The sequence below is a fragment of the Frigoribacterium sp. AC394 genome, from assembly GCF_979258095.1.
In genome coordinates, this window is sequence record NZ_OZ409834.1 from 505,039 (window position 1) to 525,923 (window position 20,885).

At 71.0% G+C, this 20,885-nt stretch carries 20 protein-coding genes; 5 read left to right on the plus strand and 15 right to left on the minus strand.

Features of this window, described 5'->3' with window-relative positions:
* Positions 1-31: 31 nt before the first annotated feature.
* A complete protein-coding gene (locus ACZZY9_RS02300; protein WP_308196233.1) occupies positions 32-1,318 on the minus strand; it encodes a deoxyguanosinetriphosphate triphosphohydrolase in 1,287 nt (428 codons plus the stop codon).
* Between the two features lie 61 nt (positions 1,319-1,379).
* Entirely contained in the window at positions 1,380-2,537 is a 1,158-nt protein-coding gene (gene dusB / locus ACZZY9_RS02305) for a tRNA dihydrouridine synthase DusB (RefSeq protein ID WP_463462824.1), read from the minus strand.
* A gap of 15 nt (positions 2,538-2,552) precedes the next feature.
* On the opposite strand from dusB, the gene ACZZY9_RS02310 reads away from it, so the two are divergent.
* On the plus strand, positions 2,553-3,029 hold the full coding sequence (locus ACZZY9_RS02310; protein ID WP_243215294.1) for an aminoacyl-tRNA deacylase: 477 nt from the start codon (positions 2,553-2,555) through the stop codon (positions 3,027-3,029).
* 200 nt (positions 3,030-3,229) lie between these two features.
* Here the strand turns inward: ACZZY9_RS02310 and ACZZY9_RS02315 are convergent, their stop codons facing one another.
* Positions 3,230-3,889, minus strand: a complete 660-nt coding sequence (locus tag ACZZY9_RS02315) for a DsbA family oxidoreductase (protein WP_463464625.1) — start codon at positions 3,887-3,889, stop codon at positions 3,230-3,232.
* Between the two features lie 1,068 nt (positions 3,890-4,957).
* Between ACZZY9_RS02315 and ACZZY9_RS02320 the strand changes: the two genes are divergently transcribed.
* Complete coding sequence (locus tag ACZZY9_RS02320) at positions 4,958-5,182, plus strand: hypothetical protein (RefSeq protein ID WP_463462825.1); 225 nt, start codon at positions 4,958-4,960, stop codon at positions 5,180-5,182.
* 426 nt (positions 5,183-5,608) lie between these two features.
* Here the strand turns inward: ACZZY9_RS02320 and ACZZY9_RS02325 are convergent, their stop codons facing one another.
* Both ACZZY9_RS02325 and ACZZY9_RS02330 read right to left on the minus strand, forming a co-directional pair.
* Positions 5,609-6,994 carry a glycine--tRNA ligase gene (locus ACZZY9_RS02325; RefSeq protein WP_243216380.1) on the minus strand — a complete coding sequence of 462 codons (1,386 nt, stop codon included), beginning with the start codon at positions 6,992-6,994 and terminating at the stop codon, positions 5,609-5,611.
* A gap of 79 nt (positions 6,995-7,073) precedes the next feature.
* Positions 7,074-8,144, minus strand: coding sequence for an aminotransferase class V-fold PLP-dependent enzyme (locus ACZZY9_RS02330; RefSeq protein ID WP_463462826.1), 1,071 nt, complete (start codon positions 8,142-8,144; stop codon positions 7,074-7,076).
* A gap of 80 nt (positions 8,145-8,224) precedes the next feature.
* Between ACZZY9_RS02330 and ACZZY9_RS02335 the strand changes: the two genes are divergently transcribed.
* Entirely contained in the window at positions 8,225-9,175 is a 951-nt protein-coding gene (locus ACZZY9_RS02335) for a LysR family transcriptional regulator (protein WP_463462827.1), read from the plus strand.
* A gap of 33 nt (positions 9,176-9,208) precedes the next feature.
* The gene (locus ACZZY9_RS02340) at positions 9,209-9,862 is read left to right on the plus strand and encodes a hypothetical protein (RefSeq protein ID WP_463462828.1); all 654 of its coding nucleotides are present in this window, start codon (positions 9,209-9,211) and stop codon (positions 9,860-9,862) included.
* Between the two features lie 25 nt (positions 9,863-9,887).
* Here the strand turns inward: ACZZY9_RS02340 and ACZZY9_RS02345 are convergent, their stop codons facing one another.
* A complete protein-coding gene (locus ACZZY9_RS02345; RefSeq protein ID WP_463462829.1) occupies positions 9,888-10,682 on the minus strand; it encodes an isoprenyl transferase in 795 nt (264 codons plus the stop codon).
* Positions 10,679-11,470 carry a DNA repair protein RecO gene (gene recO, locus ACZZY9_RS02350; RefSeq protein WP_463462830.1) on the minus strand — a complete coding sequence of 264 codons (792 nt, stop codon included), beginning with the start codon at positions 11,468-11,470 and terminating at the stop codon, positions 10,679-10,681. The genes ACZZY9_RS02345 and recO overlap by 4 nt, the downstream gene beginning before the upstream one ends.
* Positions 11,471-11,504: 34 nt before the next feature.
* Here recO and ACZZY9_RS02355 point away from each other — a divergent pair, with 34 nt between their 5' ends.
* Positions 11,505-12,167, plus strand: a complete 663-nt coding sequence (locus tag ACZZY9_RS02355) for a trimeric intracellular cation channel family protein (protein WP_192057937.1) — start codon at positions 11,505-11,507, stop codon at positions 12,165-12,167.
* Between the two features lie 469 nt (positions 12,168-12,636).
* Here ACZZY9_RS02355 and leuA read toward each other — a convergent pair whose 3' ends face one another.
* From leuA to ACZZY9_RS02395, 8 genes are all read right to left on the minus strand, one after another.
* A complete protein-coding gene (gene leuA, locus ACZZY9_RS02360) occupies positions 12,637-14,394 on the minus strand; it encodes a 2-isopropylmalate synthase (RefSeq protein WP_463462831.1) in 1,758 nt (585 codons plus the stop codon).
* Between the two features lie 211 nt (positions 14,395-14,605).
* Positions 14,606-15,274, minus strand: coding sequence for a response regulator (locus ACZZY9_RS02365; RefSeq protein ID WP_463462832.1), 669 nt, complete (start codon positions 15,272-15,274; stop codon positions 14,606-14,608).
* Positions 15,271-16,539: a sensor histidine kinase gene (locus ACZZY9_RS02370; protein WP_463462833.1), complete on the minus strand. Its 1,269-nt coding sequence runs from the start codon at positions 16,537-16,539 to the stop codon at positions 15,271-15,273. The genes ACZZY9_RS02365 and ACZZY9_RS02370 overlap by 4 nt, the downstream gene beginning before the upstream one ends.
* A 96-nt stretch (positions 16,540-16,635) precedes the next feature.
* Positions 16,636-17,580 (minus strand): GTPase Era, encoded by a 945-nt coding sequence (gene era / locus ACZZY9_RS02375; protein WP_192057943.1) that lies wholly within the window; start codon positions 17,578-17,580, stop codon positions 16,636-16,638.
* Entirely contained in the window at positions 17,577-18,929 is a 1,353-nt protein-coding gene (locus tag ACZZY9_RS02380) for a hemolysin family protein (protein WP_463462834.1), read from the minus strand. Before ACZZY9_RS02380 ends, era begins: the two co-directional genes overlap by 4 nt.
* A gap of 7 nt (positions 18,930-18,936) precedes the next feature.
* Positions 18,937-19,398 (minus strand): rRNA maturation RNase YbeY, encoded by a 462-nt coding sequence (gene ybeY / locus ACZZY9_RS02385; RefSeq protein WP_192057945.1) that lies wholly within the window; start codon positions 19,396-19,398, stop codon positions 18,937-18,939.
* Complete coding sequence (locus ACZZY9_RS02390; protein ID WP_463462835.1) at positions 19,395-20,450, minus strand: PhoH family protein; 1,056 nt, start codon at positions 20,448-20,450, stop codon at positions 19,395-19,397. The genes ybeY and ACZZY9_RS02390 overlap by 4 nt, the downstream gene beginning before the upstream one ends.
* The gene (locus ACZZY9_RS02395) at positions 20,440-20,841 is read right to left on the minus strand and encodes a histidine triad nucleotide-binding protein (protein WP_463462836.1); all 402 of its coding nucleotides are present in this window, start codon (positions 20,839-20,841) and stop codon (positions 20,440-20,442) included. The genes ACZZY9_RS02390 and ACZZY9_RS02395 overlap by 11 nt, the downstream gene beginning before the upstream one ends.
* Between the last annotated feature and the right edge of the window lie 44 nt (positions 20,842-20,885).

The window sequence follows — 20,885 nt, forward strand, 5'->3', positions numbered from 1 at the left end:
GGTGCCGACCCGTGCCTCCTCGGCTCGGGGGTCAGCTGGGGAGGACGAGTCGCGCATGCCAGGCGATGGCGCTCTGGTCGGTCAGCGAGGCCACCTGGTCGACGACGACGCGACGACGGGCCGAGTCGTCGGCGGCCGCTGCCCAGTCGGCCGCGAACCCGGGGTCGAGCTCGGACGGCCCGGCCGCCCAGAGCGCGTCGGCGAGACCCGTCAGCAGCTCGCGCTGGTTCTGGTAGATCGGCTGCCGGGTGCCGTGCGTCATCACGAAGGCCGCGACGATCCCCTTGAGGACGGCGATCTCGCCGATCACCTCGGGCGGCACCACCATGCTCGCGCTGAACCGGGTCAGACTCTTCTCGGAGTACGACTCGCGGGTCGACTGGGTCGCCGCACCGGCGAAACGACCGATCAGCTGGCTGGTCAGGTTCTTCAGCCGCGCCTGGTCGAGGCGCCCGCCGTCATAGGAGTCGACCCAGAACGGCTGCGCGCGGAGGCGGTCGAAGGCCTCGACGAGCTCGTCGCGACTGAGTTCGCCGCCGACCCACTCGTGCATGGCCGTCACGAGATCGTCGTGCCCGTCGCTCGAACCGAGCGTCGCGACGTCGACGTAGCCGTTCACCACGGCGTCCTCCAGGTCGTGCACCGAGTACGCGATGTCGTCGCTGAGATCCATCACCTGGGCCTCGATGCAGCGGCGGCGGCGCGGCGCACCCGCCCGCAGCCAGCCGAACGCCTCGGTGTCGTCGTCGTAGAAGCCGAACTTCATCCGCCCGCCGGGGTCGGGCACGCCCTGCGCGGCCGGCCATGGGTACTTGCAGCTCGCGTCGAGGCTCGCCCGCGTCAGGTTCAACCCGTAGCTGCGGCCGGACCCGTCGATGACCTTCGGCTCGATGCGCGTCAGCAGCCGCAGGGTCTGGGCGTTGCCCTCGAAGCCGCCGATGCCGACGGACCAGTCGTTCAGCGCCTTCTCGCCGTTGTGCCCGAACGGCGGGTGCCCGAGGTCGTGCGCGAGGCACGCCGTGTCGACCACGTCGGGGTCGAGACCGAGACTGGTCGCCAGCTCACGACCCACCTGCGCGACCTCGAGCGAATGTGTCAGCCGGTTGCGCGCGAAGTCGAGACCCGCGGTCGGGCTGAGCACCTGCGTCTTCGCCGCCAGACGCCGGAGCGCACTCGAATGCAGCAGCCGCGCCCGATCACGCGCGAAGTCGCTGCGCCGGTTCGAATGCTGCTCGGGCAGCCACCGCTCGGAGTCGGCGGGCTCGTACCCCGCGGACGTGCTCGGGGCGGACTCGGTGGACGCGGCTTCGGTGGACACCGGGGCCTTTCGATCGGGAGGGGCGGAGGCGAAGGAGGCGCGGGTCGGGACCCTGCGCGGGTCACCCCCCGCTGTGGTGCAGCTCGGCCGCGGCCAGCTCGGTCTTGAACGCCTCGTCGAGGTCGCGGCTCTCGAGCCAGCGGTCGGGCAGGGCCGGACGCTTGGGGCTGCCGGCTCGACCCCGGGGGCCCTCCGCCGCTGCGCCCGGGTAGAGCTCGGCGGCGTCCATGGTGGACAGCAGGTCGTCGATCTCGGCCAGCGAGTCGGCGAGAGCGAGCGCCGAGCGCACCTCGCCGCCGACGGGATAGCCCTTGAAGTACCACGCGACGTGCTTCCGCATGTCGCGGCAGGCGCGGCCCTCGTCGCCCGACCAGAACTCGACCATGAGCTCGGCATGACGCCGGAAGGCCCGACCGACCTCGCCGAGCGTGGGCTCGGCCTTCAGGTCTTCGCCCCGGAACGCCGCGGCCAGGTCGCCGAACAGCCACGGACGCCCGAGGCAGCCGCGCCCCACGACGACCCCGTCGCACCCGGTCTCGTCGACCATGCGGAGGGCGTCGGCGGCCGACCAGATGTCGCCGTTGCCGAGGATTGGCACGTCGGTGACGGTCTGCTTCAACGTGGCGATGGCCGACCAGTCGGCCGTGCCCGAGTAGAAGTCGGCCGCCGTGCGGGCGTGCAGGGCGATGCTCGCGACACCCGCCCCCTGCGCGGCCTTCGCGGCCTCGAGATAGGTGAGGTGGTCGGAGTCGATCCCCTTGCGCATCTTGATGGTCAGCGGGATGTCGCCCGCCGCCGACACCGCCCGCTCGACGATCTCGCGGAACAGACCCGTCTTCCACGGGAGGGCGGAACCGCCGCCCTTGCGCGTGACCTTCGGCACGGGGCAGCCGAAGTTGAGATCGATGTGATCAGCGCGATCTTCGGCCACGAGCATCGTGACCGCCTCGGCGACCGTGTTCGGCTCGACGCCGTACAGCTGGATGCTTCGGGGCGTCTCGGACTCGTGGTGCTGGATGAGACGCATCGACTCGGGCGTCCGCTCGACGAGCGCACGACTGGTGATCATCTCGCTGACGTAGAGACCGGCACCGTACTCGCGGCACAGACGGCGATAGGCCGTGTTCGTGATGCCCGCCATCGGAGCGAGCACGACGGGCGAGGCGACCTCGATCGGACCGATCGACAGGCCGCGGGAGGGCAGAGTGGAAATGGACATCAGTACGATTCTCCCATGAGCGACGGCGGACCGACAGGACGACAGCGGGTCGAGGTGGATGCCGCGGCGCACGGCGTGGCTGTGGAGGTCGTGTCGCGGCCGGAGGCCGACAGCCTCGAGGCGGCGGCGGATCTCCTGGGGCTGACCCCGTCGGACATCGTCAAGAGCCTGGTGGTCAGACGCCACGACGGCTCGTTCCTCTTCGCCCTGGTGCCCGGCGACCGTCAGATCTCATGGTCGAAGCTGCGCGCCGTCGTCGGGGTCAACAAGCTGTCGCTCCCCCGCCCCGAGATCGCCCTCGAGGCCACCGGCTACGAACGCGGCACCATCACCCCGCTCGGCAGCACGACGGCCTGGCCCGTCTTCGCCGACGAGCGCATCGTCGGACTCCGCGTCGCCCTGGGCGCGGGCGAGCACGGCTACACCGCGTTCGTCGACGCCGACGCCCTGATAGCCGGGTACGACGCGACCGTGGCGGACATCAGCGACTGACGCCGCGCCTCCTCGGCTGGTGACCTGGTCTCGTGCCGGTCAGCGGACGGGCAGCAGGCAGGCGTCGCCTTCGCAGGCCACCGCGTCGGGAGCGCCCAGCATGGTGAACGTCGGCGCCGGGGTGCCCGCGGCTGGAGTGGCCGCTGCGGCAGACGGCTCCCCGCTCGGCGGCGACTGCGGGGCCGCCGTGGCGCGGTCGGTCACGCGGAGACCTCCGCGCCCACCTGCTGGAGGGCCTGAAGGAACATCTCGGGCGCCTGGGCCCCCGAGATGCCGTACTTGCCCTCGAGCACGAAGAACGGGACTCCGGTGATGCCGAACGCCTGCGCCTGGGCCTGGTCGGCTCGGACGTCGGGTTCGAAGCGCCCGTCGTCGAGGGCGGCACGGGCGGCGTCGGCGTCGAGACCGACCTCCGTGGCGAGGTCGACCAGCTCGTCGATGCGCCCGAGGTGGCGTCCCTCCTCGAAGTAGGCGGCGAGCAGGCGCTCCTTCATCTCGCGCTGCAGGCCGTTCGCCTTCGCGAAGTGCAGGAGCTCGTGCGCCTTGACGGTGTTCGTATGACGCAGCTTGCCGAAGTCGTAGTGGAGACCCACCTCGGCGGCGATCCCGGTGACGTTGTCGAGCATCCCCCGCACCTGATCGGCGGGCATGCCCTTGTGGTCGGCGAGGAACTGCACCTCGTCGCCCTCGAAGTCGACGGGGGTGTCGGGCGAGAGCTCGAACGAGTGGTACTCGACCTCGACGGGGCCGCCGTAGCGCGCCACCGCATCCTCGAACTTGCGCTTCCCGATGAAGCACCAGGGGCAGGCGATGTCGGACCAGATGTCGACCTTCACGGCCCGGTTCTGCGTATCAGTCACACCGGCCGAACAACCGGGCCGCGCCCTGCATTCCCGCGCCGGGGCACGCCCTGCTCCGGCTGCCGGGCTGGCATCGCCGACTCCGGCGCCGAGAGTCGCGCCGCCACGGGCCGCCCCTGCCCGCCCCTGCCCGCCCCATCCGCGGTGGAGCGTTGGTTCCTGTCTACGGCGCCTCCGGCTCCTGCCGAGGCGCCACTTCCTCCGGCCTCTCGCCGAGAGCACCCGCGGCAGGGAGGACTCACGGACAGCGAGACCGTCGGCCGCTCGGAGGGGCTGCGACGCCAACGCGTCGACTGCAGCGGCGACCAGAGGCCATCGGTTTCGAACCATGGAGGTGCTGGCACGCATCGGGAGGAAACCGGCGAGGATCATGGTCGCGTCTTTCAGGCGGTCCTTGTCGAAACGGGACGCGTGGTTCTCGCGACCGTCCGTCTCGAGCGCCACCACACCGTCGACCACGATGTCGATGCGCTCCCCGCGGGGACCCACCGGCACCTGCCTCCGGATCTCTCGGCCGGCGAGCCGCAGTCGCGTCCCTGCGGCGCTCTCCAGGATGCTCTCCGCGTCACCGTCGCTCCACTCGGCGAGACCGGCTGCGTCGGCTCCCCTGCGCGAGAGCACCTCCCGGGCATCGTCGTCGTCGACGAGGACGTCTCTCTGACGGGCCCAGTCGACGAGGATGACGGCGTCCTCCAAGCTGTCGGACTCGACCACGGCCCGTGCGAGCGCGTCTCGGGAGTCCACCGACCAGGTCGTCCCGCGCGTCGAGAGCTCGGCGGGATCCCAGACCACCCTCACGCCCCTCCTGCGACGGAGTCGAGAGGCGGACTCGGGGACCGAGACGGTGGTCTTCGGGCGATGCCACATCCACGCGCCCATTTGATGGAGCGCCGAGGCGCCGGTGAGTCGACCGCCTACGGCGACCGCGATGTACCGCGGGTCGTCGGGCTTCCAGGTCGAGTACCAGCCGCGCCTCGGTCGGCGGACTCCGCCGAAGCGGACAGCGGCGGTCAGATGCCGGTCGGTGGCTCCTTCGGCCACGAGGGCGTGCTTGTGAAGGAGCCCACCGTGAGCGGAGACGAGTTCGGCGATCGTGGTCATGACGCGATGCTGCTGCCGTGGCGGGCCTCGGTCTTCCGACTCCGCACGCTGCTGTGGACGCGGCGCCGGGATGTCGGACTGTGGAGGACTCTCCGCTGGGACCGCTCTCAGCGACGCGTCCCCGACTCGCCGGTCGGCAACTCCTGCTCGCTGCCGCTCACCGGGGCGGCACGCCGGGCGGCGGTGGCGTGAGCTGCACAGAGGAGGAGTTGCCGACGCGAGGCGCCGTCTCGACGGTCGGGCCGGACGTTCGCCCGGGCCCCTCGTCGAGTTGCAGGGCCGTGCGGCTACTGCGCGGTCGGGATTCGGCTGGACGGAGGTGCCGCCGCTCGACCCGCTCCAAGACGGCTCCGCCGTCGGCAACTCCTGTGTGTGGCGCGCGAAGCACCGTCTTCGGTGGCTCGCGAGGGGCCGCGGCGCAAGGAGCAGGAGTTACCGACGCCTACGGCGCGACGGCGGGCTCGGGGGCGGCAGGGCGGCGGGGGCGGCAGGGCGCGGGGGCGGCAGGGCTCGGGGGCGGCAGGGCGCGGGGGCGGCAGGGCGGCGGGGGCGGCAGGGCGGCGGGGGCGGGCCCGCACGGCAGCCAGCTGCCGAGCCGGGCCCGCCCCCGCCCGACCGCTAGCTGCCGAGCAGCTGCTCGGCCAGGTACCCGCGCAGCTGCGCCAGCGGCATCCGCTGCTGCTCCATCGTGTCGCGCTCGCGCACCGTGACCGCGTCGTCGTCCAGCGAGTCGAAGTCGACGGTGACGCAGAACGGGGTGCCGATCTCGTCCTGGCGGCGGTAGCGGCGGCCGATGGCGCCGGCGTCGTCGAAGTCGATGTTCCAGTACTTGCGCAGGTCGGCGGCGAGCTCGCGTGCCAGCGGCGAGAGCCGTTCGTTGCGGCTCAGCGGCAGCACGGCCACCTTGATCGGCGCCAGCCGGCGGTCGAGCTTCAGCACGGTGCGCTTGTCGACGCCGCCCTTGGCGTTGGGCGCCTCGTCTTCGGTGTACGCGTCGACCAGGAACGCCATGAGCGAGCGGGTGAGCCCGGCCGCCGGCTCGATGACGAACGGGGTCCAGCGCTCGTTCTTGGCCTGGTCGAAGTACGAGAGGTCTTTGCCCGAGGCGGCGGCGTGGGTCTTGAGGTCGTAGTCGGTGCGGTTCGCGACGCCCTCGAGCTCGCCGAACTCGCCGCCCGCGAAGCGGAAGCGGTACTCGATGTCGACGGTGCGCTTGGAGTAGTGCGACAGCTTCTCGGCGGCGTGCTCGTACAGGCGGAGGTTCTCGGGGTCGATGCCGAGGTCGACGTACCACTGGAAGCGCTGGTCGATCCAGTACTGGTGCCACTCTTCATCCGTGCCGGGCTCGACGAAGAACTCCATCTCCATCTGCTCGAACTCGCGGGTGCGGAAGATGAAGTTGCCGGGGGTGATCTCGTTGCGAAAGCTCTTGCCGATCTGGCCGATGCCGAACGGGGGCTTGATGCGCGACGACTGCAGGATGTTGTCGAAGTTCGTGAAGATGCCCTGCGCGGTCTCGGGGCGCAGGTACGCCATGCCCTGCTCGTTGTCGACCGGGCCGAGGAACGTCTTGAGCAGACCCGAGAAGTTCTGCGGCTCCGTCCACGAGCCGGGCTGGCCGGTCTCGGGGTCTCGCACATCGGCGAGGCCGTTCTCGGGCGGGTGGCCGTGCTTGGCCTCGTAGGCCTCGAGCAGGTGGTCGGCCCGGTAGCGCTTGTGGGTGTGCAGCGATTCGACGAGCGGGTCGCTGAAGACCTCGACGTGCCCCGAGGCCTCCCACACCTGGCGCGGCAGGATGACGGCCGAGTCGAGCCCGACCACGTCGTCGCGCCCCTGCACCATCGTCTGCCACCACTGGCGCTTGATGTTCTCCTTCAGCGCCACGCCGAGGGGCCCGTAGTCCCACGCCGACCGGGACCCGCCGTAGATCTCTCCCGACTGGAAGACGAACCCGCGGCGTTTGGCCAGGGCGATGACGGAATCGAGACGGTTGGGTGCTGCCACGTGTGATGCTCCGATTGTGTTGAGGCCCGAGCTGGATGCCCGGTCGGCCGAGGTACCCGGCAACTCTAGCCGCCGCCCCTCAGGCGCGGAGCGCCCGCACGACCGCCTCGACGTCCTCCTCGTCGTTCCAGAGGTGGAACGCGATCCGCACCCGACCGGCGCGCCCCGACGCCGTCAGCCCCGCCGCGGCGAGCGACACGAGGTCGGCCCCCGGGTCCACCCAGGTGACGATCGCCTGGCCCTGCCGCGGGAGGTCGAGTCGGTCGCAGAGCAGATCGCCCAGGCCGGAGGCGCGGCGCCAGACCTCGGCCGTGTCGAGCGACGCGAGGGCCCGCAGCGCCGGCAGAGCCCCGACCCACGCGGGCCAGGCCGGCGACACGTCGAACGCGCGGGCGTCCGACGCGAGCTCCATGGTCGGCCCGTAGCACGACCCCCAGACCGACTCCCCCGCGTACCACCCCGCCTGGACCGGCCGGAGGCGCGGCGCGGCGCTCTCGGACACCGTCAGGAACGCCGCCCCTCGCGGACTGCACAGCCACTTGTACCCGTGGCACACCGTCAGGTCGTACCGCCCGGCGTCGATCGGCAGCACCCCCGCGGCCTGGGTCGTGTCGCAGAGCGTGAGCGCACCGTGCCGCCCCGCCGCGGCGACGATGGCCCGGTCGTCGGCCACGGCGCCCGTCGCCGACTGGATCGCCGACCAGGCCACCAGCCAGGTCGCCGCCGAGACCGACGACGCGAGCTCGGCGAGCGGGACGCTCCGCACCCGCACCCCGCGATGCCTCTGCTGCAGGAAGGGGAAGACCATCGAGCTGAAGTCGCCGTCGACGCAGAGCACCTCCGCGCCGTCGGGCACGGCGGCTGCGACGACGGCGACCATCGCCGAGGTCTGGGAGCCGATGGCGACGCGAGCGGCGGGGACGGCGACGAGCGCGGCGTAGGCGACCCGCGCCTCCTCGACGATCGCTCCGTACTCGATCGGCGAGGTGCCGCCCGTCCGCCACGACTCGAGGTCGAGGCGCTGGGCCTCGAGCGTCGCGCGCATGGGCAGACCCATCGTGCAGGCCGCGAGGTAGCCGGTGCGGGGCGCGAACGACCGCGTCGCCTCGACGAGAGCGGGCGACCAGGAAGAGCGGGTCGAGTCGGTCATGCCCCCAGACTCCTCCCCCTTAGCCCCACGACAACCACCGACATCGTGTCGATCGCATAACCGCGGGTTATGGTTCAGGCATGAGCGACGACCTCGATCTGCAGACGCTCCGCGTGGTGCGGGCCCTGGCCGACACGGGCACGATCACCGCCGCGGCCGCCCGGCTGGGCTACAGCCAGCCCGCCGTGAGTCAGCACCTGCGCCGCGCCGAGACCCGTGTCGGGCACCCGCTGGTGCTCCGCACGGGACGCGGCGTCACCCTGACCGAGGCCGGCGCCCGTCTCGCCGAGCACGCCGTGCACGTGCAGGCCGCCCTCGACGCCGCCCGGCAGGAGCTCGACCGGCTCGGCGGGGCCGCCTCGGGGCGCGTGCGACTGACGGGGTTCCCCAGCGCCTCCTCGACCATCGTGCCCGACGTGCTCGCGCGACTGCGGCACGAGCATCCGGGTCTGCAGGTGACCTACGTCGAGGCCGAGCCGCCCGAGGCCCTCGCGGCGCTCCGCGACGGCACGGCCGACGTCGCGCTGGTCTTCAGCCACCCCGGGTCGACCGTCGCCGGCCGCGATCTCGAGGGGCTCAGCGAACGCGACGTGTACCTCGACCGCACCGTACTGGTGCTGCCCGCCGACCACCCGTTCGCCGACGGATCGCCCTTCGCCGACCTCGCCGACGAGCGGTGGATCGGCGGCTGCCCCCGGTGCCGCGGGCACCTCCTCGCGACCTGCGCCGCCGAGGGATTCGCGCCCGAGATCGTGCTGGAGACCGACAACGCTCTGGCCGTGCTCGGGCTCGTCGCCGCCCGCATGGGCGTGGCCCTGCTGCCGAGGCTCTCGCTGCAGGCCGCGGCGCTGCCGAGCGCCGTCCGCGTGGTCGACCTGCCCGACCAGATGGGGCGGCGCATCGCCGTCGTGCATCGGCCCGGTGCCCGACGGGTGCCCAGCGTCCGCGCGCTCACCGGGGCGATCGCGGCTCTCGACCCGCGCCTCCACGGTCTCACCGCCCTGAGCGGACCCCGATCGGACGCGGGTTAGGCTGACCGGACGACTTCGGGAAGGTGTCTGCACGTGCGGAGAAGAGTGCTCGCCTCGGCGGCCGTGGTCGTCACCACGCTCGTGGCCTTGACCGGCTGCTTCGCCGACCTCGACTCGCTCGAGCCGGTCGGCGGCGGACCCTCCGGAGGCGCGGCGACGGCTCCCCCGCAGCCTCAGGTCACCGGGGCGCCCGGCACCGGCGGCGGCTCCGCACCCGACGACCTCGCGCCCGGCGGCACGCTGCTGAACCAGGTCAACTACAGCGACCTGACGATCTACATCTACGACGTGGGCCGCCTCACGACGGAGGCGCCGTCGATCTACGCCCGGCCCGACGGCACCGACCCGTACCCGACCGGCACCGAGGTCGTCGCGACCGCCTACGTGCTGACGAACAACTCGCAGCAGCGTCTCGACCTCACCGATCTCAGCGCCGACTACTCGTCGTACGGCAACGACCTCGCCACCCAGGACGTCTTCGCGGGCCGCGACCTGCTCACCGGCCTCGGCTACGAGACCGAGCTCGACGCGCAGTTCCCCGCCGATGCGGCGACCTGGTACCTGCTGCCGGGCGAGTCCGTCGTGTTCGCCAACGCGTGGTTCCACCGCGACGCCGACGGGCCGTTGACGCTGCAGTTCCTCTGGCCGGCGGAGCGGATCTTCCTGGGCGCGAACATCCAGTTCTGAGGACGGGCGGTCCGCGCGCCGGGCGTCAGGCGGTCGGCGCGTCGATCGCCCCGCCGAAGCGCCGTGACCGGGCCGCGTAGGTCGTGACGGCCTCCCACAGGTCGGTGCGCGTGAAGTCGGGCCACAGCCGGTCGAGGAACACCATCTCGGCGTAGGCCGACTGCCAGAGCAGGAAGTTGCTGGTCCGCTGCTCGCCCGAGCTGCGGACGAAGAGATCGACGTCGGGCAGGTCGGCCGTGTAGAGGTGCTTCTGGATCAGCTTCTCGCTCACGCCGGACGGCTTGACGCGACCGGCGGCGACGTCTTCGGCGATGGCGCGGACGGCGTCCGCGATCTCCGTGCGACCGCCGTAGTTGACGCACATCGTGAGGGTCAGCACGTCGTTGCCGCGGGTCAGCTCCTCCGCGTACTGGAGCTCCTTGATCACCGAGCCCCAGAGCCGGGGTCTGCGGCCGGCCCAGCGGACACGGACGCCCCACGCGTTGAGCTGGTCGCGCCTCCTGTGCAGGACGTCGCGGTTGAAGCCCATCAGGAACCGCACCTCGTCGGGCGAGCGCTTCCAGTTCTCGGTCGAGAACGCGTAGACGCTGAGGTGCTTGACGCCCATCTGGATCGCCCCGGCGACGACGTCGAGCAGCGACATCTCGCCCGCCTTGTGGCCCTCCACCCGGGTCAGGCCCCTGCCGTTCGCCCAGCGACCGTTGCCGTCCATGACGATGGCCACGTGCTCGGGCACGGCGCCCTTCGGCAGCTCGGGAGGGTGGACGCCCGTCCAGTCGAGGGGTCGGTAGTCGGCCGCGTCGCGGTGCGTCTTCTTCACGGATGCCCTCCTGGGAGCGGGGTCCGGCCCGTCGGGGCCGAGGCGGTCACGGCGGCTCTCGCCGGCTCGCGATCGACGTGCTGGAGCGAACGGAGTCCCCGTTCGAGATGCCACTGGGTGTACGCCGCCACGACGCCGCTGGCCTGGTTGCGCGTGCCCTCGGGCGCGGCGTCGGCGACCGCCCAGTCTCCCGTGAGCAGTGCCGACAACAGGGCCAGCGCCTCCTGGGTCAATCTCGGAGACCCCGGAGGCGCGTGGTCGTCCGCCACCACCCCGCCCAGCTGCACGACGAACGCCGAATGCGGCCCCGGCGCGCCCGTGACCGCGCAGTCGCCGAAGCTGGGCGACCATCCCGCCACGCTCAGCGCCCGGAGGAGGTACGAGTCGAGCGTCAGCTGCGGCGCGTGCTCGGAGCGCGACAACGACCGGAGCGCACCCACGAGCAGGAGGTACTGCTGCAGACCCGCCTCGGCCTCCGTCAGCTTGTCGGCGGTCTCGACCATGACGCTGCCCGCCGTGTAGCTCGCGTAGTCGCCCGCGATCACCGCCCCGTACGAGCCCAGCGACTCGGCCTGCTGCACGATGTCGAGCGAACGGCCCTCGTAGAGCTGCAGGTCGGCGACCATCATCGGCTCGAGACGGGCGCCGAACTTCGAGGCCGTGCGGCGGACGCCCTTCGCGACGGCCCGGATCTTGCCGTGGTTGCGGCTGAGCATCGTGAGGATGCGGTCGGCCTCGCCCAGCTTGTGGGTGCGCAGGATGACGCATTCATCGCGGTAGACGGGCACCCCTCCAGTATCCCCCGCGTGGTACAAACGTCGGATGCACGCCACAGCCTTCGCCGTACCTCTGTGGGTGGATCTTCTCGCGGTGGGCATCGGGAGCCTGCAGGGCGCCATGTTCGCCTCCGAGTTCAAAGACCGACGTCTCGATCTACTCGGCGTCGCCATCATCGGCATCGCGACCGGGCTCGGCGGCGGCGTGCTGCGCGACGTGCTGCTCGGCGTCGTGCCCCGCGCCATGTCGAGCAACTGGTACCTGCTGGTGGCCGTGCTGGCGGCGATCCTCGGCATGGCGCTGCAACGCGTCTTCGACCGGCTGGCGGGTGTCATCACGGTGCTGGACGCCCTCACGATCGGGCTGCTGGGCGCCATCGGGTCGACCAAGGCGCTCGCCATGGGGATTCCGGAGATCCCCGCCGTGTTCGTGGGGGTGATCGCCGCCGTGGGCGGGTCGGTGCTGCGCGACCTCCTGATGAACCTCACGATCGCGATGATGCACGTGGGGTCGCTCTACGCGGTCGCGGCCGCCGCGGGCACCGGAGTGCTCGTCGTCGCCGTGAGCTTCGGCGCCCCCGTCGCCGTCGCCGCCGTCGTGGGCACCTCGGTGACGCTGGTCATCCGCATGCTCGCGGTGCGGTTCGGGTGGACGCTGCCCGAGCAGCGCGCCCTCAGCCGGCTGCCGCGCTGGCGCCGCCCCCGCTGAGGCCCGGGGCCCGCCGGTCCCCCCGCGGCCCCGCGCCGCCTCGCCCCGCCACCCCTCGCCGCCTCGCCCCCGGTGCCCCCCGCCGGCTCGTCCCGGTGACCCGGTGCCCCGCGCCGGCCCGCGCCTCCTCTCACCGCCTCCCGGCCCAGCCACCCCGCTGCGTCGGCAACTCCTGCTCCTCGCGTCGGCCGGCGTCAGCACCTCGGCGTGTCGGCGTCTCGACCGCAGACGACAGGAGTTGCCGACCGTGGCCGACCGTTGAGCAGGCCGGCGCGTCGTGCCGCAGCCCCGTGCGGCGCATCCTCAGGGCGGGCCCACGCGCCGGCAACTCCTGCTCCGTGCAGCGATCCAGCCGCAGGGCCACCGTACGGGGCGGTGCATCCGCAGGAAGCAGGAGTTGCCGACACGGGAGCGTGCGACGGAAGGGTGAGCCGACGACGAGCGGTGCGGCGGCGGAGGAGTCGGCGACTCAGGCGGAGGCGAGCTGGCGTGCCTCGACGCCGCGGAGCGCACGGTTCACCGCCGAGACGATCGCCTTGAGCGACGCCGTCGAGATGTCGGCGTCGATGCCCACGCCCCAGAGGCGCGTCCCGTCGACGTCCAGCTCGACGTAGGCCGCGGCCTGCGCGTCGCCGCTCGCGCTGAGCGTGTGCTCGACGTAGTCGTACAGCTTGACGCCGACTCCGTGCGCCTCGAGGACGGAGATGAACGCGGCGATCGGCCCCGTGCCTCGTCCCGTGGTCGACTCGACGTCGTCACCGATGCGCAGGTCGACGTCGAGCGCGGTCTCACCGGTCAGGTCGCTCGACGTGCGGGTTCGGGTGAGCTCGAAACGGCCCCACTTGTCGTCGGTGGCGTCGGCCGGCAGGTACTCGTCGCGGAAGATCGACCAGATGTTCGCGCTGGTCATCTCACCGCCCTCTTCGTCCGTGCGCGCCTGGACGACGCCGCTGAACTCGATCTGCAGCTTGCGGGGCAGATCGATCGCGTGGTCGGCCTTCAGCAGATAGGCGACGCCGCCCTTGCCCGACTGCGAGTTGACGCGGATGACCGCCTCGTAGCTGCGACCGAGGTCTTTCGGGTCGACCGGCAGATACGGCACGGCCCAGGGCAGCTCGTCGACCGATACGCCGGCGGCCTCGGCCTCGGCGGCCATCGCCTCGAAGCCCTTCTTGATAGCGTCCTGATGCGATCCGGAGAACGCCGTGTAGACCAGGTCGCCGGCCCACGGGCTCCGCTCGTGGACGGGCAGCTGGTTGCAGTGCTCGGCGGTGCGCTTGACCATGTCGAGATCGCTGAAGTCGATCTGCGGGTCGATCCCCTGCGTGAACAGGTTGATGCCCAGCGCGACGAGGTCCACGTTGCCCGTCCGCTCGCCGTTGCCGAAGAGGCACCCCTCGATGCGGTCCGCGCCGGCGAGGTACCCCAGCTCGGCGGCGGCGATCCCGGTGCCGCGGTCGTTGTGCGGGTGCAGCGACAGGATGACGCTGTCGCGGCGCGCGAGACGGCGGTGCATCCACTCGATCGAGTCGGCGTACACGTTCGGGGTCGCCATCTCGACGGTGGCCGGCAGATTGATGATCACGGGCCGAGCGGGCGTCGCGTCGAAGGCCTCGATGACCTGGTTGCAGATGTCGAGGGCGAAGTCGAGCTCGGTTCCCGTGTAGCTCTCGGGCGAGTACTCGTAGAAGACCGCGGTCTGCGGGATGCTCTTCTCGGCTTCGAGACACAGCCGGACGCCCTCCAGCGCGATGTCGATGACACCCTGCCGGTCGGTGCGGAACACGACGTCGCGCTGCAGGGCGCTGGTCGAGTTGTACAGGTGCACGATCGCCTGCTTCGCCCCGGCGATGGACTCGTAGGTGCGCGCGATGAGGTGCTCTCGTGCCTGGGTCAGCACCTGGATCGTGACGTCGTCGGGGATCGCGCCCTCGTCGATCAGGCTGCGCACGAAGTCGAAGTCGGTCTGCGAGGCGCTGGGGAACCCGACCTCGATCTCCTTGTAGCCCATGCCGACCAGCAGATCGAACATGATGCGCTTGCGCTCGGGGCTCATCGGGTCGATCAGCGCCTGATTGCCATCGCGGAGGTCGACGGCGCACCAGCGCGGAGCCTCGGTGATGCGGGCGGACGGCCACGTGCGGTCGGGCAGGTCGACGGCGAACTGCTCGTGGAACGGGCGGTACTTGTGGATCGGCATGGCCGACGCGGTCTGGGTGTTCTTCATGGTCTCGAGCTCCTGGGCTTGCCGACAGTGTCAGCGCTTCGTTGGTCAGCCGACGACGAACTCCGCGACGAGGGAGGCCTGGGCTAGGACTCGTCGCGGCAGCTAAGGAGGAGCAGACCGAACAGCACAGGTCGAGGCTAGCACCGCCGCCCGGATCGGAGAGACCGAGGAGGCGCGCGATGGTCCGCCCGCCGCCCCGGTCTCGAGGCCGTCACTTCGTCAGGCCGTGCTCGTAGGCGTAGACGACGAGCTGCACGCGGTCGCGCAGCGACAGCTTCGACAGGACCCGGCTGATGTGCGTCTTGACGGTGGCCTCGCTGAGGAACTCTCGCGTGGCGATCTCGGAGTTGCTGAGGCCGCGGGATGCGAGATCGAAGATGTCCCGCTCGCGGGTCGTCAGGGAGCGGAACGCCTCGGGCACGGCGCGGGAGCCGCGGCCGTCGAAGTGCTCGAAGAGCTCCCGGGTGGCCGAGGCGGCGATGACGGCGTTGCCCGAGTGGACGGTGCGGATGGCGGCGAGGAGGAACTCGGGATCGGCGTCTTTCAGGACGAAGCCGCTCGCGCCTCCTCGGATCGCCCTGGTCGCGGCCTCGTCGAGGTCGAAGGTCGTGAGGACGATGATGCGCGGGGGCTTGCGGACGGCCTGCTCGGCCTGGGCCAGCACGGCCGACGTCGCGGCGATGCCGTCCATGACGGGCATGCGGATGTCCATGAGGACCACGTCGGGCGAGGTCTCGGCCACCATGGCCACGCCCTCTTCGCCGTTGCTCGCCTCGCCGACGAAGACCAGGTCGGGCTGCGACCCCACGAGCATCTTGATGCCGGCACGGAACAGAGCCTGGTCGTCGACGAGCGCGACGCGGATGGGCGTGGGAGTCACCGGGCGAGACCTACTTCTTGTGTGAGTGCCGAGGTCGGCACGATGGCGTGGACGACGAAGCGGCCGTCGGCGTTCTGGGTCGTGAGCGAACCGCCGGCGAGCGTCGCGCGCTCGCGCATGCCGTCGAGTCCGTGGCCGCCACGGCGCTCTTCGCCGGATGGCGTCGTGGGCACCGGACGGGTGAGGGGCCGCACAACGTTGCTGATGAGCAGGTGGAGGGACTCGTACCGCCAGTCGAAGACCAGCTCGACGACCTCGTCGACCGCCCCGTGCCGCAGCACGTTCGTCAGCGACTCCTGCACGATGCGGAAGACGGCCAGCTGCCGGTTCGTCCCGAGCTGCTGGGGCTCGCCGACGACCCGGTGGTCGATGCGCAGGCCGGAGGCGCGCATCTGCTCGAGCAGCCTGTCGAGATCGCCGAGGGCGGGCTGCGGCGCCTCACCCTGGCTGTGGCGGAGCTGCCCGAGCAGGACGCGCACGTCGCCGAGCGCCTCTCGAGCGGTCGAGGCGATGGTCGTCAGTGCATCGTCGACGCTCGTGGGGTCGACCTTGGCGGCGTACCGAGCGCCGTCCGCCTGAGCGATGACGACCGCGAGGGAGTGCGCCACGACGTCGTGCATGTCACGCGCGATCCGGTTGCGCTCCTGTTCGACGGCGATGTCGCGCTCGGCTCGGGCGGCCTCCCGCTCGGCCCGAGCGGCGTCCCCCTCGGCGCGGATGGTCTCGCGTTCGGCGACCAGGCGGGCCTCGCGGCTCGTGCGCTCGGCGGAACGCGAGCGGGCGAGCAGTCCACCGGCCCACGGCAGCCCCAGCAGCGCGAGCAGCCCGAGGAACGTGATGCCGACCTGCAGCATGATGCGGACGACGTCCGTGATGCCGCTCACGTCGTAGGAGACTCCGAAGATCGTCGTCTGCACGAAGGTCAGGTAGAACGTGCCGACGGCGGCGCCCACCACGAGCGACACCAGACCGAGCCATTTGAGCCGGTCGGTGCCGTACGCGGCGACCGTGTAGAGGATCACGCAGATGGCGATGTTGCTGACGTCGGGGGTCGTCCGCGCGAGCATCTCGCCGATGGCGACCACCCAGGCGATCGAGAGAGCGAGACTCGGCGACAAGCGGCGCACGGCGAGGGCCACGGCGAGACCCAGAGCCACGACGCCGGTGAACGAGTCGTTGGAGATGAACAGCGCCGCACCGAAGAGCACGACCCCCGACGCGGCGTCCACCACCAGCTGGTAAGGGGCGAGGCGACGGAAGAGCACGGGACTACCGTACGGCCCATCGGGTCGCTTCACGAGCGGGCGCACGGACCTCGCGACGGGCGACGGAGGCGGGTCATCCTGTGGAGGGACCTCGGATCAGAAACCGAGGCGCCCGAGCAGCTTCGGGTCGCGCTGCCAGTCTTTGGCGACCTTGACCCGGATCGACAGGAACACCTGCTTGCCGACGAGCGGCTCGATCTGGGCGCGGGCCCGTTCGCCCACCTCGCGGAGGCGCTGACCGCCCTTGCCGATGACGATCGCCTTCTGGCTGTCGCGCTCGACGAAGAGGTTCGCGTAGATCTCGAGCAGGTCTTTGTCGTCGCGCTCGACCATGTCGTCGATCGTGACGGCCAGCGAGTGCGGCAGCTCGTCTTGGACGCCCTCGAGCGCCGCCTCACGGACGTACTCCGCGACGCGATCCTCGAGTCCCTCCTCGGTGACCGCGTCGGAGGGGTAGAGCGGCTGCGATCGGGGCATCAGCTTGATCAGCTCCGTCGCGAGGACGTCGAGCTGAACGTCGGTGACGGCCGACAGCGGGATGATGGCCTCCCAGTCGCGGAGACGGCTGACGGCGAGGAGCTGCTCTGCCACCGCCGGCCGGGAGGTCGTGTCCACCTTGGTGACGATGGCCACCTTCTTGGCCCGCGGGAACGCGTCGAGCTGCTCGTTGATGTACTTGTCGCCGGGTCCGATCTTCTCGTCGGCGGGCACGCAGAAGCCGATCACGTCGACGTCGCCGAGGGTCGTCTGCACCACGTCGTTGAGTCTCTCGCCGAGCAGGGTGCGGGGTCGGTGCATGCCCGGGGTGTCGACGAGCACCAGTTGACCGTCGGCGTGGTGGACGATGCCTCGGATCGCTCGACGGGTCGTCTGCGGTTTGGAGGAGGTGATCGCGACCTTCTGACCGACCAGAGCGTTCGTCAGCGTGGACTTCCCGACGTTGGGGCGACCGACGAACGAGACGAAGCCCGCCCGGTAGTTCGAGCCGGGCTCGGGCCTGGTGGGATCGATGGCCTGTGTCGGGTCGTCGGGGGTCGTCATGCGGATTCCTTCGCGGAGCGGTTCGAGATGCGGTGCGGGGTGAGGTCGGGGTCGTGCTCGTCGAGGCCGGAGATCGGACCCGTGCCGTCGGAGGCGACGACCGTGTTCCGTTCGACGAGGACCGTCTGGAGGTCGTGTCGGCGCCCCTCGGTGCGGTCGGCCGTCAGAGTCAGCCCGGAGACGGTCACGACGGACCCCTTCTCGGGCAGTCGCCCGAGCGTCTTGGTGAGCAGTCCGCCGACCGAGTCGACGTCGTCGTCGTCGAGGTCGAGGCCGAAGAGGTCGCCGAGCTCGTCGACGGGCATGCGGGCGCTGACGCGGAAGACGCCGTCGGCCACCTCGCGGTGCGGTGCGACCTCGCGGTCGTACTCGTCGCTGATGTCGCCCACGAGCTCCTCGATGAGGTCTTCGAGGGTCACCAGGCCGGCGATCCCGCCGTACTCGTCGACGACCATCGCGAGGTGGTTCTTGTCGAGCTGCATCTGCCGCAGGGTGTCGTCGGCCTTCTTCGACTCGGGCACGAACGCCGCGGGCCGCGCGAGGGAGCCGACGAGGGCGTCGTCGTCGCCCACGTGCTCGTGCAGCCGACGGGCGAGATCGCGGAGGTAGACGACGCCCACGACGTCGTCGTTGTCGCGACCGACGACGGGCACCCGGGAGACGCCGCGACCGAGGAACAGACTCATCGCGGAGCCGACGGTGGCCGTCGCCTCGATGGTGACCATGTCGGTGCGGGGAACCATGACCTCTCGGACGACGGTGTCGCTGAACTCGAAGATCGAGTGGATGAGCTCGCGGTCGTCCTCTTCGAGCACGTCGAGCTCGGTCGCCTCGTCGACCATGCTGAGCAGCTGCTCTTCGGACGAGAACGACGAGCTGGCCGGACGACCCGGGGTGACGCGGTTGCCGACGGCGACGAGCGCGTCGGCGACGGGGCCGAGCACCACTCGCACGAGGCGCACGAACCCCGCCGTCGCGACGACCAGACCGCGCGCGTGCGCCCTTCCGACGCTGCGCGGGCTGGAGCCGACGAGCACGAAGGACACCACGGTCATGATGAGAGCGGAGAGCAGCAGCGCCACCCACCAGCGGTCGACGCTGAAGGCGAAGGCCAGTGACACCAGGACCGCGGCGGACGTCTCGGCGACGACCCGGACGAAGTTGACGGCGTTGACGTGCGCACCGGTGTCGACCGCGATCGCCAGCAGCGCCGTGCGACTGCGCGGCGACTGGTCGGCCTCGTCGGTCAGATCGGCCCTGCTGAGGACGCCGAGTGCGGAGTCGATGGCGGCGAGGAGACCGCCGGCGACCACCAGGACGACGGCCACGATGACGAACACGGTGACCATCACCGGGTCACCGCCGCTCGTCTGCGCCGGCGAAGGCGGCGAGGATCTCGCGTTGCAGACCGAACATCTCGCGCTCGTCGTCCGGTTCGGCGTGATCGAAGCCGAGCAGGTGGAGGATGCCGTGGCAGGTCAGCAGCTGCATCTCGTCGAGGGGGCTGTGACCCGCGGTCGCCGCCTGGGCGACGGCGACCTGCGGGCAGACCACGATGTCGCCGAGCAGACCGGCCGGGGTCGGGTCCTCTTCGGTGCCGGGCCGCAGTTCGTCCATCGGGAAGCTGAGGACGTCGGTGGGGCCGGGTTCGTCCATCCACTGGACGTGCAGCTGCTCCATCGCGGCCTCGTCGACGAAGACGATCGCGAGCTCGGCCTCGGGGTGGACGTGCATCTGATCGAGCGCGAACGTCGCCAGACGCTGGATGGCGGCCTCGTCGACCTCGACACCCGACTCGTTGTTGACCTCGATGCTCATCGGGTTCCTCTCTCGGACGGACGGTTCTCGGAGCGGGCGAACTGCTGCGCCTGCCGCTCGGCGTCGAACGTCGTGTACGCGTCGACGATGCGACCCACGAGGGTGTGCCGCACGACGTCGTCGCTGGTCAGCCTGGAGAAGTGGATGTCGTCGATCCGGTCGAGCACCCGCGTGACGAGCTGGAGGCCGCTCGCCCCGGTGGGCAGGTCGATCTGGGTCACATCGCCCGTGATGACCATCTTCGAGCCGAAGCCGAGTCGGGTCAGGAACATCTTCATCTGCTCGGGGGTGGTGTTCTGGGCCTCGTCGAGCACGACGAAGGCGTCGTTCAGGGTGCGCCCGCGCATGTACGCCAGCGGCGCCACCTCGACGGTGCCCGCTGCGAGCAGCTTGGGCACGATCTCAGGGTCCATCATCTCGTTGAGGGCGTCGTAGAGCGGCCGGAGGTACGGGTCGATCTTGTCGGTCAGCGTGCCGGGGAGGAACCCGAGCCGCTCGCCCGCCTCGACCGCCGGCCGGGTGAGGATGATGCGCTGCACCTCGCGGCGCTGAAGCGCCTGCACCGCCTTCGCCATCGCCAGGTAGGTCTTGCCGGTGCCGGCCGGACCGATGCCGAACGTGATCGTGTGCTCGTCGATCGCGTCCACGTACTCGCGCTGACCGGGGGTCTTGGCGCGGATCGGCTTGCCCTTGCCCGACACGATGGGGTCGCCGAACATGGCGGAGGGCGTGCTCTGACCGGCGTCGAGCACCCGTGCGGAGGTCTCGACCTCGGCGGGGGCGAGATCGTGCCCGCCTCGCACCATGGCCACGAGCTCGTCGACCAGGCCGCGCGCACGGCGGACCTGGTCTGCGGGGCCCTCGAGCACGACCTCGTTGCCTCGGACGAGCACGCGCACCTCGGGGTACTGCTTCTCGACGGTCTTGAGCAGGCGGTCTTGCGGACCGAGAAGCTGCACCATGGCGACGCCGTCGACCTGCATGTCGACGCGGACGATGTCGGCGGCCTCGTCGCCGCGGGGCTCGGAGGGGCGAGTGTCGCTAGTGGGCAAGGGTGCCTTCCTGGAGGGGGCCGCCCAGGACGTGGGCGTGGACGTGGAAAACGGTCTGGCCGGCGGACTCGCCGGTGTTGAAGATCAGGCGGAACGACGAACCGTCGAACCGTCGACCCTCGCCATCACGGAACACCGCCGGGTCGGCGGCGAGGGCGGACGCGGTCGAGACGAGCTCGGCGAGGAGGGCGGGATCGCCCGCCGCGAGCTCGACGACGTCTCGGTACGACGACGTCTTGGGGACGACCAGGAGGTGCACCGGCGCCTGGGGCTGGATGTCTCGGAAGGCGATGAGCCGGTCGTTCTCGAAGACGATGTCTGCGGGGATCTCACGCGAGACGATGCGGCTGAAGACGCTCGGCTCGGCGTCGGAGTTCTGCTGATCGGACATGGACGCCATCGTACCGGCGGCCCCCGACACTTCGCCGGTCGCGG

Coding starts and splice junctions, on each gene's coding strand:
- dusB (WP_463462824.1), bottom strand. CDS start 2,537: ATGTCCATTTCCACTCTGCCCTCCCGCGGCCTGTCGATCGGTCCGATC.
- ACZZY9_RS02310 (WP_243215294.1), top strand. CDS start 2,553: ATGAGCGACGGCGGACCGACAGGACGACAGCGGGTCGAGGTGGATGCC.
- ACZZY9_RS02330 (WP_463462826.1), bottom strand. CDS start 8,144: ATGACCGACTCGACCCGCTCTTCCTGGTCGCCCGCTCTCGTCGAGGCG.
- ACZZY9_RS02335 (WP_463462827.1), top strand. CDS start 8,225: ATGAGCGACGACCTCGATCTGCAGACGCTCCGCGTGGTGCGGGCCCTG.
- ACZZY9_RS02355 (WP_192057937.1), top strand. CDS start 11,505: ATGCACGCCACAGCCTTCGCCGTACCTCTGTGGGTGGATCTTCTCGCG.
- leuA (WP_463462831.1), bottom strand. CDS start 14,394: ATGAAGAACACCCAGACCGCGTCGGCCATGCCGATCCACAAGTACCGC.
- era (WP_192057943.1), bottom strand. CDS start 17,580: ATGACGACCCCCGACGACCCGACACAGGCCATCGATCCCACCAGGCCC.
- ACZZY9_RS02380 (WP_463462834.1), bottom strand. CDS start 18,929: ATGGTCACCGTGTTCGTCATCGTGGCCGTCGTCCTGGTGGTCGCCGGC.
- ybeY (WP_192057945.1), bottom strand. CDS start 19,398: ATGAGCATCGAGGTCAACAACGAGTCGGGTGTCGAGGTCGACGAGGCC.
- ACZZY9_RS02395 (WP_463462836.1), bottom strand. CDS start 20,841: ATGTCCGATCAGCAGAACTCCGACGCCGAGCCGAGCGTCTTCAGCCGC.